Source organism: Sphingomonas sp. G-3-2-10 (assembly GCF_012927115.1).
Classification (GTDB): domain Bacteria; phylum Pseudomonadota; class Alphaproteobacteria; order Sphingomonadales; family Sphingomonadaceae; genus Sphingomonas.
Genome location: NZ_JABBFY010000001.1, coordinates 1,429,017 through 1,441,032, shown reverse-complemented (window position 1 = coordinate 1,441,032; position 12,016 = coordinate 1,429,017). Strand labels below are relative to the sequence as shown.

Annotated in this window: 12 protein-coding genes; 11 read left to right on the top strand and 1 reads right to left on the bottom strand. The window is 65.6% G+C overall.

All coding sequences use genetic code 11. The features are described from left to right. Positions 1–28: 28 nt before the first annotated feature. Positions 29–526 carry a DNA-deoxyinosine glycosylase gene (locus tag HHL13_RS07250; protein ID WP_169555035.1) on the bottom strand — a complete coding sequence of 166 codons (498 nt, stop codon included), beginning with the start codon at positions 524–526 and terminating at the stop codon, positions 29–31. A 22-nt stretch (positions 527–548) separates the two neighbouring features. Here HHL13_RS07250 and HHL13_RS07245 point away from each other — a divergent pair, with 22 nt between their 5' ends. From HHL13_RS07245 to murD, 11 genes are all read left to right on the top strand, one after another. Beyond that, positions 549–878, top strand: coding sequence for a DUF962 domain-containing protein (locus HHL13_RS07245; RefSeq protein WP_169555033.1), 330 nt, complete (start codon positions 549–551; stop codon positions 876–878). A 291-nt stretch (positions 879–1,169) separates the two neighbouring features. Beyond that, entirely contained in the window at positions 1,170–2,162 is a 993-nt protein-coding gene (locus HHL13_RS07240) for a cysteine synthase A (RefSeq protein ID WP_169555032.1), read from the top strand. 86 nt (positions 2,163–2,248) lie between these two features. Continuing rightward, positions 2,249–2,545 carry a hypothetical protein gene (locus tag HHL13_RS07235; protein ID WP_169555030.1) on the top strand — a complete coding sequence of 99 codons (297 nt, stop codon included), beginning with the start codon at positions 2,249–2,251 and terminating at the stop codon, positions 2,543–2,545. A gap of 575 nt (positions 2,546–3,120) precedes the next feature. Next, positions 3,121–3,609, top strand: a complete 489-nt coding sequence (locus HHL13_RS07230; protein ID WP_169555029.1) for a division/cell wall cluster transcriptional repressor MraZ — start codon at positions 3,121–3,123, stop codon at positions 3,607–3,609. Continuing rightward, complete coding sequence (gene rsmH / locus HHL13_RS07225) at positions 3,606–4,556, top strand: 16S rRNA (cytosine(1402)-N(4))-methyltransferase RsmH (protein WP_169555028.1); 951 nt, start codon at positions 3,606–3,608, stop codon at positions 4,554–4,556. The genes HHL13_RS07230 and rsmH overlap by 4 nt, the downstream gene beginning before the upstream one ends. A gap of 78 nt (positions 4,557–4,634) precedes the next feature. Continuing rightward, positions 4,635–5,138 (top strand): hypothetical protein, encoded by a 504-nt coding sequence (locus tag HHL13_RS07220; RefSeq protein WP_169555027.1) that lies wholly within the window; start codon positions 4,635–4,637, stop codon positions 5,136–5,138. Continuing rightward, a complete protein-coding gene (locus tag HHL13_RS07215) occupies positions 5,135–6,832 on the top strand; it encodes a penicillin-binding protein 2 (RefSeq protein ID WP_169555026.1) in 1,698 nt (565 codons plus the stop codon). Before HHL13_RS07220 ends, HHL13_RS07215 begins: the two co-directional genes overlap by 4 nt. Then, positions 6,829–8,244, top strand: coding sequence for a UDP-N-acetylmuramoyl-L-alanyl-D-glutamate--2,6-diaminopimelate ligase (locus HHL13_RS07210; protein WP_169555025.1), 1,416 nt, complete (start codon positions 6,829–6,831; stop codon positions 8,242–8,244). The genes HHL13_RS07215 and HHL13_RS07210 overlap by 4 nt, the downstream gene beginning before the upstream one ends. Then, on the top strand, positions 8,241–9,635 hold the full coding sequence (gene murF / locus HHL13_RS07205) for a UDP-N-acetylmuramoyl-tripeptide--D-alanyl-D-alanine ligase (protein ID WP_169555024.1): 1,395 nt from the start codon (positions 8,241–8,243) through the stop codon (positions 9,633–9,635). Before HHL13_RS07210 ends, murF begins: the two co-directional genes overlap by 4 nt. After that, positions 9,623–10,693, top strand: a complete 1,071-nt coding sequence (gene mraY / locus HHL13_RS07200) for a phospho-N-acetylmuramoyl-pentapeptide-transferase (protein WP_169555022.1) — start codon at positions 9,623–9,625, stop codon at positions 10,691–10,693. The genes murF and mraY overlap by 13 nt, the downstream gene beginning before the upstream one ends. Beyond that, complete coding sequence (murD, locus tag HHL13_RS07195; protein WP_169555021.1) at positions 10,690–11,979, top strand: UDP-N-acetylmuramoyl-L-alanine--D-glutamate ligase; 1,290 nt, start codon at positions 10,690–10,692, stop codon at positions 11,977–11,979. Before mraY ends, murD begins: the two co-directional genes overlap by 4 nt. The last annotated feature ends 37 nt before the right edge of the window (positions 11,980–12,016 follow it).

The window sequence follows — 12,016 nt, the reverse complement described above, 5'->3', positions numbered from 1 at the left end:
CTCGATGGGAGTTAGATTATCGTTTAATTCAAATAAGATGATCTCGAATCACCAGCCACGCGGGCAGCTTCTTCTCGAACGCGATCGTATGCAGCGGGCTGCTTGAAGGTAGAGGAATTATGGCAAAACGACTCGCATTCTGCCCCAATTGGCGAATCCCATGCTTCAGCGCGGTACCACCGTTGAAAGCGATCGCCCTCAGATGGGGCAAAGATTGCGCGAGCGCGTAAACATCGCGCACCTCCGCGTCTCGTATCGTCGCGTCGAGGCTCCCCTTGCGCTCCGCGCTGGCCACCACGTCCCACAGCCCGACATGCGCGTCGAGTAGCGCCGCCAGCCGGTCGTCATAGTCGAGGGCCGCGATATCCCGCCCGATCGCCGCGGAGATCAGCCGCCAGAACTGGTTCTGCGGATGGGCGTAGTAGCGCCCTTCGGCCAGCGATCGTTCGCCGGGCAAGCTGCCCAACACCAGCACGCGGGTCCGCGCGTCGACGATGGGCGGGAAGGCGTGCTTGCGCGTGGTCATGCCCATGCGATAGCCTTGCGGCATGGCCCGCACCATCACCCGATACGCGGATTTCTGGCCGCACTATCTGCGCGAGCACGGCAAGCCGGCGACGCGCAACCTTCACTATGCCGGCACCGCGCTGACCTTCGCCTTCGCGGCGCTGGCGATCGCATGGGGCGGCTGGTGGTGGGTATTGCTGCCGCTCGCCGGATATGGTTTCGCCTGGGCGGCGCATTTCGGGGTGGAGAAGAACCGACCGGCGACCTTCACCTATCCGCTCTGGTCGCTCGCCAGCGATTACCGCATGTTCTTCCTGTGGCTCAGCGGGCGCCTCGGCCCGCATCTCGATCGCGCCGGCGTTTCGCGCTGATCGCATTCAGCACGTCGTCGGCCGGTACTTCGTCCACCAGCGCCCAGAAATGCTCCATCGATCCCGGCTCGGGCCTGGCGGCCTTGAGCGGGATGGCGGGGGAGAACGGGCAGGGGTCAGGATCGCTTTCGCGGTACATGAAGATGCTCGTGCGGGTTGCCGTGCCGGGACTGGCGCGGCTGAAATGTCCGAACCGGCATTCGGTTGCTCGGTTCGCCGCAAATTGTTTCGTGGGCGGCTGCTAAAAGCGGTTGCTTGCCGAGTGGGCGCCGCGCCTCCTATCTAGCAGCCATGCAAATGGCTCTCGATACGCTCTCGCTCATTGGAAATACGCCCCTCGTCCGCCTGAAAGGGCCGAGCGAGGCGACCGGATGCGAGATTTTCGGCAAGTGCGAATTCGCCAATCCCGGCGCGTCGGTGAAGGATCGCGCGGCGCTGTACATCGTCAACGACGCCGAAGAGCGCGGGCTGATCCAGCCCGGCGGCACCATCGTCGAGGGGACGGCGGGCAATACCGGTATCGGCCTCGCGCTGGTCGCCAATGCCAAGGGCTACAAGACCATCATTGTCATGCCCGAGACGCAGAGCCGCGAGAAGATGGATACGCTGCGCGCGCTGGGCGCCGAGCTCGTGCTGGTGCCTGCCGCACCCTATTCGAACCCGGGGCATTTCGTTCACACCAGCCGCCGCATCGCTGAGGAAACGCCCAACGCGATCTGGGCAAACCAGTTCGACAACACCGCCAACCGCAAGGCGCACATCATCGGCACCGCGGGCGAGATCTGGGAACAGATGGGCGGCCGGGTCGATGGCTTTACCTGCGCGGCCGGCACCGGCGGCACCATCGCCGGGGTCGGCCTGGGTCTGAAGGCGTTCGACGAGAAAGTGTGTATCGCGCTCAGCGACCCCCACGGTGCGGCGCTCTACAATTATTACGAGCATGGCGAGCTGAAGGCCGAGGGGACTTCGGTTGCCGAGGGGATCGGGCAGGGGCGAATTACCGCCAATCTCGAAGGCGCGCCGATCGATACGCAATTCCGCATCTCCGACGAGGAGGGGATGGAATGGGTCACTCGGCTTCTGGCCGAGGAAGGCCTGTGCCTGGGTCTGTCGTCAGGCATAAACGTTGCGGGTGCGGTACGACTTGCGCGGCAGCTCGGACAGGGGAAACAGATTGCCACGATCCTGTGCGATACGGGATTCCGTTACCTTTCAACGCTGTATAATCGCGAGTGGCTGGTCTCCAAGGATTTGCCTGTCCCGGAGTGGCTTGCGACGACCTGAGCGATTCCCTCGACAAGAGGTCGTTAAGGCGTTACATTTATATCACAGTTATGAAGTCGGGATCGCAACAGGACTCCGCCCAGGCAATGCAGCGCGTTCGCGTTGGGCTGACGGGCCTCGCTATGGTGCTGGTGCTGATCGGGCTTGCCAGCGCGATCTTCACCTCTGCCAGCCGCGATGGCGCGGTGACGGCTGCCGGCGCATCGAACGCTACGGTCGTCGCCAACATGACCGAAGGCAATGTGATGACGGCGGCGGGCAAGGATGAGCCGCTGGCCGAACTCGGCGTCGCGCCGAGCACTGCGTCGACCGAAGCGGTGAACGCCGCCGAGATCGCCAAGCGTCTCGAGGCGCAGCGCGCCGCGGAAGCCCTCAACAAATAATCCCGATCGTTCCGCCAGTGCGGAAAATGCCGTCGCTTCGCGTCCCGGACGGGCGCGATCCGGGGATGATGCGGGATTTTCCGGGGATGGGGCGGGAAACGCCGGAATCGGGCCTTTCGCGTTAACCAGTTCGATTTACGCGGCGACTCGCCGGATTTCTGCGGTTTTTCGAGTCCAGCCCTCTAGTTGCGGGAATCGGAATATAGTAGCTATCCCTCGAATATCTCTAGAAAATCTGCCGTTTCAGAGCGGGTGCTTGGGCAGGGCGGGGATTTGCGCCCACCAGCTGGGAGAGGGTCAGGAAAACTACAAGGGTCGCCATTGTCGGGGTAAAAACAAACAAAGAACATATAGCGAAATAACATAGAATATCGAAGAAAAATGGGGCATGGTGGTATAAAATCCCGCTTTATCCCCGTCTCACCCGTTGCTTCCCCATCCACTTCTTGGTAACCAGGAGTGGTTAAGGGTCGGGGCACGACCAACTTCATCGTCAGCAATTGCAGGCCGGGTCAGCGGCGGGAGTCGCGCGTCCGGAGACGGGGAAGTCGTGTCCGAACTTTTGGGAACGGGTTTTGGCTGGACGGGAGCTCTTCGAAGGTTTTGCGCTTCAGGCAGTTGACCTGAAAGGCCGGGTCGCGATTCCCGCCGACCTGCGCGCTGCCATCGAACGCAATGCCCCGGACGTTCGCCAGGTCGTCGTCGGCAGCCATCCCTTCGATCCCTGCCTCGCCGCCCACGACGTCGCCTGGTCCAAGGAAAAGAACGAGCATATCAACCGGCTTCAGCGCCTCGCCGAGGATGCTGGCCGCGAGATCGATCCGCGCGCGAAGCGCCGCGCCTTCGGCATCGTCGAGAAGGTGGCCTTCGACGATAGCGGCCGCTTCGTGATCCCGCCCTTCTTTAAGCAGAAGGCGAAGATCGGCAGCTGGGCGTTCTTCGCCGGCAGCGGCGACGCGTTCGATATCTGGGCGCCCGAAGTCCTGCTGAAGACCGACGATGTCGAAGACGATGTCCGCGAGATCTGCGCTTTTCTCTGCCAGCAGAAGGGGGTGAAGCTGTGAGCTCCGCGCCCGTCTATTCGGCTTCCGATCATGTTCCCGTGCTGCTCGACGAAGTCGTCGACGGCCTCGCCATCGTGCCCGGCGAGCGCCATGTCGACGCGACTTTCGGTGCGGGCGGCTACACCAACGCCATCCTCGAGCGGGGTGCCGAGGTGGCTGCCCTCGATCGCGACCCGCGCGCGATCGAGGGTGGCCTACTCCGCTTCGCCGGCAGCGATCGCCTGATCCTGATCGAAGCTCCCTTCTCCGCGATGGAAGGGGAATTGGAACGCCGCGACTTCGTGCCCGTCGACGGCGTCACCCTCGATATCGGCGTGTCGTCGATGCAGCTCGATCATGCCGATCGCGGCTTCAGCTTCCAGCAGGATGGCCCGCTCGACATGCGCATGGCCGCCGACGGGATGACTGCGGCGGACTTCCTCAACGAAGCCGAGGAAAGCGAGATCGCCGATGTGCTGTACCAATATGGCGAGGAGCCCCGATCGCGCCGTGTGGCCAGTGCGATCGTCCGCGCGCGTCCGCTGACCACCACCGGTCAGCTCGCGCAGGTTGTTCGCAAGGCGCTTGGCTACAAGCCGCACGACAAGAAGGACCCGGCGACCCGGACGTTCCAGGCCGTTCGCATCCATGTGAACCGCGAACTGGACGAGCTGGCCGAGGGCCTTGCCGCTGCCGAGCGCGTGCTGAAGCCCGGCGGCCGTCTGGCCGTCGTGACCTTCCACAGCCTCGAGGATCGTCTCGTGAAGCGCTTCCTGCGCGAACGTTCGGGCAGCGAACCTGCCGGTTCGCGCCATCGTCCGGCAGCCGCAGCAAAGGCTGCCCCCAGTTTCGAGCCCCCCGCCAAGGCCATCCGGCCGGGCGAGGCGGAGCTTGCCCGTAATCCCCGGGCCCGTTCGGCGACGTTGCGCGTGGCGCGACGCACCGATGCGGCCCCGTGGGGCTTGTGAAGGAGTAGCGTGATGGTGCAGGGCTTTGGAGCGATTGCGTGGCTTGCCGCCAGCGTTTCGGTGGCGGTAGGCGGGTATATGACCACGACCTATGGCGCTGCAGAGCGCGCACGTCTGCACGCCGTGGAGGGCGACATCATCAACGCCAAGAAGGATATCCGCGGACTGGAAACCGAATTCAGCGCCCGCGCGAACCTTGCGCAACTCCAGCAGTGGAACGGCGACGTGGTCGCTTATGCCGCGCCCGCGGCCGAACAGTTCCTGCCGGACGCGCACGCGCTCGCCAGCCTCGACGCCGAACAGGTCGCTGAAGCGAAGCCGCAGGTCGCCGCGCTGGTCGTTCCGGCCGGCACGCCGAAGCTGCAGGCCGCGCCCGCCGTGGTCGCAGCCGTGGCGAAGGTCGATGCCGCGAAGGCGAGCAAGTCGCCCGGCGCCGTCGCTGTTGCCTCAAAGGGTGACGGCGTGACTCGCGTTGCCAGCAACGATCGCCGTCCCGCGAACACTCGCGTCGCGATGCTCAGCAGCTCGACGATGAACGATCTCGATCGCGGTGCGGCCTCCGAGAAGATGGCGCTGCGTTGACCGTCATCCTCGCACCGTCCGCGCGTTCGCGCGGTTCGGGCGGGGCCCGTCAGTCGCTTGTCGCTGTCGCTCAGGTGCGGCTGGCGATCCTCGCGCTGATCTTCGGCGCGGCGGTGCTGTTCGTCATCGGCCGTCTGGCATGGCTCGCGCTTGCCGCTTCGCCTGCCATTGCCGCCAATCCCGCCGATCGCCTGCTGCCGCCGCGCGGCGATATCGTCGATCGCAACGGCGAGCCGCTGGCGCGCACGATCGAAGGCTGGTCGATCGCGGTCCATCCCAATCAGCTGATCGGCAACAAGGCCGATCTGGCCAAGCGCCTCGCCGCGATGATCCCCGAAAAGAGCGAGGCGCAATATTATGCGCTGCTCAATTCGGGCGGTTCCTTCGCCTGGCTGAAGCGCCGCGCGCTTCCCTCGCTGGTCAAGGACGTCAACGCGCTGGGCGAGCCGGGCATCGAGATGATGCGCGAACCTGACCGGCTCTATCCGCAATCGACGCTTGCCGCGCATGTGCTGGGCTTCGTGAATTCGTCGGGTCATGGCGGGATCGGCATGGAGAAGACGCTCGACGCGCGTCTGCTCAGCGCCGAGGGCAGGGCCAAGCCGACCGCGCTGGCGCTCGATCTGCGCGTGCAGGCGGCGTTCGAGAACGAACTGGCGACGGCGATGTCGAGCTTCCAGGCCAAGGGCGCCGGCGGCGTGATCCTGGACGTGGATACGGGCGAGATCGTCGCGATGGTCTCGCTGCCCAGCTTCAATCCGAACATGATCGAAGTCGCGCCGCCCGCGAACAACGTCACGCAGAGCCGCTACGAACTGGGCTCGGCGTTCAAACCCATCGCGATGGCGGCGGCGATCGAAAGCGGCACCGTCACGTCGATGTCGCGCCGGTTCGACGCGGTCGAGCCGCTCAAGATCGGCCGTTTCAGCATCAAGGACGATCATGCGCAGAAGCGCTTCCTCAACATCCCGGAGACGCTGATCTATTCGTCGAACATCGCCACCGCGCGCATCGCCGACCTGATGGGCCGCGAGCCGCTGGAGAAGATTTTCCGCGACATGATGTTCGACAAGCCGCTGCCGATCGAGATCGAGCGCTGGGGCACGCTGTGGCCGCGCGACTGGGGCCGCTCGACCACGATGACCACAGCGTTCGGCCACGGCATCGCGGTGACCCCGATGCATCTCGCCTGCGCCTATGCCGCGCTGGTCAATGGCGGCATCTGGCACGCGCCGACGCTGGTGAAGGTCGAGCCGGGCAAGTTGCCCGCCGGCCGCCGCATCATTTCCGAAGCGACCAGCATGCGGATGCGCCAGCTGCTCCGGCTGATCGTGACCAACGGCACCGGCGGCAAGGCGGACGCGCCCGGCTTTCGCGTCGGCGGCAAGACCGGCACTGCCGAGAAGCCCGGCGCGAAGGGTTACTCGGCCAGTGAGAACGTCTCCACCTTCGCGGCGGCTTTCCCAATGGATAAGCCGCGCTATGTGGTTATCGCTATGCTCGATTCTCCCATCGGAAACGCCGAATCGGCTGGCCAGCGCACCGCCGGCTGGACCGCTGCCCCCGTCGTCAAACGCGTCGTGATGCGCACGGGTCCGCTGCTGGGGGTGATCCCGGACGCGAAGAAGGATCTGGACTTGTCCGAACTCACGCCGCTGATCTGGAAGAACCCGAACGAGCAGCACGGCCAATGAAGCTCGAACAGCTGATCGAGGGCGGCGGCGACAAGACCGTCACCGGTTTCGCGATCGATCACCGCAAGGTGGCGCCCGGCACCATCTTCGGCGCGTTTCAGGGCGCGACGGTGAATGGCGAGGATTTCATTCCGGCTGCGATCAAGGCCGGTGCGGTGGCAATCGTCGCGCGGCCGGGAGTCGCGGTCGAGGGCGCGCTGCACATTGCCGACGACAATCCCCGTGAACGGTTCGCGCGGCTGGCGGCGGCCTTCTTCGCGCCGTTTCCGCAAAGCGCGGTCGCCGTCACCGGCACCAACGGCAAGACGTCGACCGTCGAGATGACGCGCCAGCTGTGGCGGATGACCGGATTCCATGCGGCCTCGATCGGTACGCTGGGCGTCACCACGGCCGACGATAGCGTCAGCACCGGCCTGACCACGCCGGATATCGTGACTTTCCTGTCGAACGTCGCCGGCCTTGCCCGCGAAGGCGTCACGCATGTCGCGTTCGAAGCCTCGTCGCACGGCCTGTCGCAATACCGGACCGAAGGTCTGCCGGTTAAAGCCGCGGCGTTCACCAATCTCAGCCGCGATCATCTCGACTATCATGGCGACATGGCCGCCTATTTCCACGCCAAGCTCCGGCTGTTCGCGGAAGTGCTCGATGCCGATGGCGCAGCAGTGGTGTGGGTCGACGACGCCAATTCGGAGCGGGTGATCGATCTCGCCCGCGCGCGCGGCAATCGCCTGATCACCGTGGGCGAGCATGGCGACACGCTACGCCTTGTGGGACGCGACCCGACCTTGCTGGGACAGGGGCTGACGATCGAAGCCGAAGGCAAGAGCTACAAGGTCAATCTGCCGCTGATCGGTGCCTATCAGGCCGCCAACGCGCTGACCGCCGCGGGCCTCGTGATCGCCACGGGCGGCGATATCGCGACGACGCTGTCCAATCTCTCGCGCCTCCAGCCGGTGCGCGGCCGCCTCGAGCGTGCGGTGATCGCGAAGAGCGGCGCGCCGGTCTATGTCGACTACGCCCATACGCCGGATGCGCTCGAAGCCGCCGTCGCCGCGCTCAAGCCGCATACGCAGGGCAGACTGATCCTCGTCTTCGGCGCGGGCGGCGATCGCGATCCGGGCAAGCGCGAACTGATGGGCCGCGAAGCCGCCGCGGGCGCGGACGTGGTGATCGTCACCGATGACAATCCGCGTTCCGAAGACCCTGCCGCGATCCGCCGCGAAGTCCTGAAGGGCGCGCCGAACGCCGTCGAGATCGGCGGCCGCCGCGAAGCCATCGCCGCCGCGATCGAAATGGCCGGAGCGGAAGACATCGTCCTGCTGGCCGGCAAGGGCCATGAGCAGGGGCAGATCGTCGGCGACCGGGTGCTGCCGTTCGACGACGTTACCGTCGCGCGGGAGTGCGCGGCATGAGGCTGTGGACCGCCGAAGAGATCGCCGACGCGACCGGCGGCAAGGCGAGTGCGGATTTCGAAGTTTCGGGAGTCACGTTCGACTCCCGCGAAGTTGGCCCTGGCGACCTGTTCCTGGCGCTGAGCGGAGAGACGACCGACGGTCATCGCTTCCTCGACCAGGCATTTGGCCAAGGGGCTGCGGGTGCGGTCGTTTCCTCCCAGACGCCGCACCCGCATGTGACCGTGCCGGACACGATGCGCGCGCTCGAAGCGCTGGGTGTCGCGGCGCGGGTGCGGATGGAGGGCAAGGTGATCGGCGTGACCGGTTCGGTCGGCAAGACCGGTACCAAGGAAGCCCTGTTCGCCGCGCTCGACCGGCAGGAGCCGGGCTATGCCCACCGCTCGGTCAAGTCGTACAACAACCATACCGGCGTGCCGCTCAGCCTCGCGCGGATGCCCCGTAACGCGCGCTACGGCGTGTTCGAGATGGGCATGAACCATGCGGGCGAACTCGCCGCGTTGACGCGCTTCGTTCGCCCGCACGTCGCGATGGTCACCACCATCGCCCCGGCGCATATGGGCTTCTTCAAGGACGAAGCCGCCATCGCCGACGCGAAGGGCGAGATCTTCCAGGGCCTCGAACCCGGCGGCACCGCGATCATTCCCTATGACAGCCCGCACCGCGATCGCCTGATCGCCGCCGCCAGGCCTTATGCCTCGAACATCGTGACCTTTGGCATGAGGGAAGGCGCGGACGTTCGCGCGATCGAGACGATGCGCACCCGCACCGGCGGCACCTTCGTCACGGTCCGTCTGGGCGGCAACGAAAAGGGTGCGCGCGAACTGAGCTTCACCATCTCGCAGCCCGGCGCGCACTGGGTTTCCAATTCGCTCGGCATACTCGCGGCGGTCGATGCGGTGGGCGGCGATCTCGAGCTTGCCGGCCTCGCGCTGGCGGAGATGGCGGGGCTTGCCGGCCGCGGCCATCGCTTCCTCGCGCCGGTCGCGGATGGCGAGGCGCTTGTGATCGACGAAAGCTACAACGCCAATCCCGCCTCGATGCGCGCGACGCTCGACGTGCTGTCGCACGAAAAGGGACGCAAGCTGGCGGTGCTGGGTGAAATGCGCGAGCTGGGCGAGCATTCCGACGCGTTCCACGCCGAGCTGTCCGGCCCGATCGAGGCAGCCGGTGTAGATTTTGCGATCCTTGTCGGCGAGAGCATGGGGCCGCTTGCAAATGCCCTTGAGGGGCATGTCGATTTCGTCCATGTGCCCGACGCGTCTTCGGCTCGCGATCATCTCCTCGATATGCTCGCACCGGGTGACGCGGTTCTCGTCAAAGGCTCGAACGGCGTGCGGCTCGCTACTGTGGTCGCGGCTCTCGCGGAAAGACAACCATGCTCTACCTGATTGCGGACTGGCTGGGTTTCCCGGGCATCTTCAACCTTTTCCGCTATCTCTCGTTTCGCACCGGCGGCGCGGTCGCGACCGCGCTGCTGCTGGGCCTGATCATCGGGCCGCGCTTCATCGGCTGGCTGCGCATCCGTCAGGGCAAGGGGCAGCCGATCCGCACCGACGGCCCGCAGAGTCATCTCGCCAAGCGCGGCACGCCGACGATGGGCGGGCTGATGATCCTCACCAGCCTGATGCTGTCGATCCTGCTGTGGATGGACCTGAAGAACCCCTATGTCTGGGCCTGCATGTTCGTGACCTTCGGGTTCGGCATGATCGGGTTTCTCGACGATTACGACAAGGTGCGGAAGGCCAGCACCGCGGGCGTATCGGGCCGGGTCCGCCTGCTCGGCGAATTCGCGATCGCGGGCGTGGCGAGTTGGATCATCCTCTCGCTCAACGGCACGCAGCTCTATGTACCCTTCTTCAGCTGGATCCACCCCGATCTCGGCTATTTCTACATCGTCTTCGCCGCCTTCACGATCGTGGCGTTCGGCAATGCGGTGAACCTGACCGATGGTCTCGACGGCCTCGCGACGATGCCGGTGGTGATCGCCAGCATGGCGTTCATGCTGATCGCATATCTGGCGGGCAACAAGGTGTTCGCCACCTATCTGGGCATCCCGCACGTGCCGGGCGCGGGCGATCTCGCCATCTTCTGCGGCGCGATCATGGGGGCGGGCCTCGCCTTCCTCTGGTTCAATGCGCCGCCGGCGGCGGTGTTCATGGGCGATACCGGCAGCCTTGCGCTGGGCGGCGCGCTGGGCACCATCGCGGTTGTGACGCATCACGAGATCGTGCTGGGCATCATCGGCGGCCTGTTCGTGATGGAGGCGCTCAGCGTCATCATCCAGGTCTTCTTCTTCAAGCGCACCGGCAAGCGCGTGTTCAAGATGGCGCCTATCCACCATCATTTCGAGCAACTGGGCTGGTCCGAGCCGACCGTCGTGATCCGTTTCTGGATCATCTCGTTCGTGCTGGCGCTGGCAGGGCTGGCGACGCTGAAGCTGCGGTGATTACGAGCGAGCTCTTCCGCGGCAAGCGCTATGCGGTGCTGGGGCTTGCACGATCCGGCATCGCGACTGTCGACGCGCTCGTCGCCAGCGGCGCCGAAGTCGTGGCGTGGGATACCAATGCGGACGTGCTCGCCAGTGTGACGAACGCGGCACATGCCGATCCGCTCGAAATCGACCTGACCGGCTTCGCGGGCGTGGTGGTTTCGCCCGGCGTCCCGATCAACCGTCACCCGATCACCGCGAAGGCGCGGGACGCGGGCGTTCCGCTGATCGGCGATATCGAGCTGTTCGCGCAGGCCCGCGCGAACCTGCCGCCGCACCGCGTCGTCGGCATCACCGGCACCAACGGCAAATCGACCACCACCGCGCTGGTCCATCACATCATCCGCACCGCGGGGATTTCCTCGCTCGCCGGCGGCAATATCGGCATCCCGATCCTCGCCGAGCAGCCGCTGCCGGAAGGCGGCGTCTATGTGCTGGAGCTGTCGAGCTACCAGATCGACCTGACCCACAGCCTCGACTGCGACGTCGCGCTGCTGCTCAATATCACGCCCGATCACCTCGACCGCTATGACGGGTTCGAAGCCTACGCCGCGTCCAAGGCGCGCCTGTTCGCAATGCAGTCGAAGGGCCACGCCGCCGTCATCGGCATCGGCGACGCGCCCTCGGCCGCCGTCGCACGTCAGGTCGCCGTATCCGGCCGCAGCGAGGATCTGACCAAGATCGCGCCGGGAGTCTGCATGGACCAGTCGCGCTGGCCCGCATTGCAGGGGCCGCACAACGCCCAGAACGCGCTTGCCGCCATTGCCGCCTGCGAAGCGCTGGGTATCGACAATGCGTCGATCGACAAGGGCCTCCAGATCTTCCCCGGCCTGCCGCACCGCATGGAGCGCGTCGCGGAGAAGAACGGCGTGCTGTTCGTCAACGACAGCAAGGCGACCAATTCCGATTCCGCCGCACCGGCGCTGTCGGCCTATCCGCGCATCCACTGGATCGTCGGCGGCAAGGCCAAGACCAGCGACCTCGACGCCTGCCGTCCGGGTTTTTCCCATGTTGTCCGCGCCTACACCATCGGCGAGGCGGGCGAGATGTTCGCCGACCTTCTCAGCGCCGACATGCCCGTCGAACGGAGCGGCACGCTTGAAGCCGCGGTGAAGGCTGCGGCCGCTAATGCGCGGCCGGGCGACACGGTGCTGCTGTCGCCGGCTTGCGCATCCTTCGATCAGTTCCGCGATTATGAGGCGCGGGGTCAAGCTTTCCGTGATGCCGTCGAGGCACTGGCGTGAGCGAGGAGGCGATCGACGCCCCCGAGGCACCCAAGGT

What these genes read in the sequence shown, in the direction of transcription:
- HHL13_RS07250 (WP_169555035.1), bottom strand. Translation starts at nt 526, where the DNA reads ATGACCACGCGCAAGCACGCCTTCCCGCCCATCGTCGACGCGCGGACC.
- HHL13_RS07245 (WP_169555033.1), top strand. Translation starts at nt 549, where the DNA reads ATGGCCCGCACCATCACCCGATACGCGGATTTCTGGCCGCACTATCTG.
- HHL13_RS07240 (WP_169555032.1), top strand. Translation starts at nt 1,170, where the DNA reads ATGCAAATGGCTCTCGATACGCTCTCGCTCATTGGAAATACGCCCCTC.
- HHL13_RS07235 (WP_169555030.1), top strand. Translation starts at nt 2,249, where the DNA reads ATGCAGCGCGTTCGCGTTGGGCTGACGGGCCTCGCTATGGTGCTGGTG.
- HHL13_RS07220 (WP_169555027.1), top strand. Translation starts at nt 4,635, where the DNA reads ATGACCACGACCTATGGCGCTGCAGAGCGCGCACGTCTGCACGCCGTG.
- HHL13_RS07210 (WP_169555025.1), top strand. Translation starts at nt 6,829, where the DNA reads ATGAAGCTCGAACAGCTGATCGAGGGCGGCGGCGACAAGACCGTCACC.
- murF (WP_169555024.1), top strand. Translation starts at nt 8,241, where the DNA reads ATGAGGCTGTGGACCGCCGAAGAGATCGCCGACGCGACCGGCGGCAAG.
- mraY (WP_169555022.1), top strand. Translation starts at nt 9,623, where the DNA reads ATGCTCTACCTGATTGCGGACTGGCTGGGTTTCCCGGGCATCTTCAAC.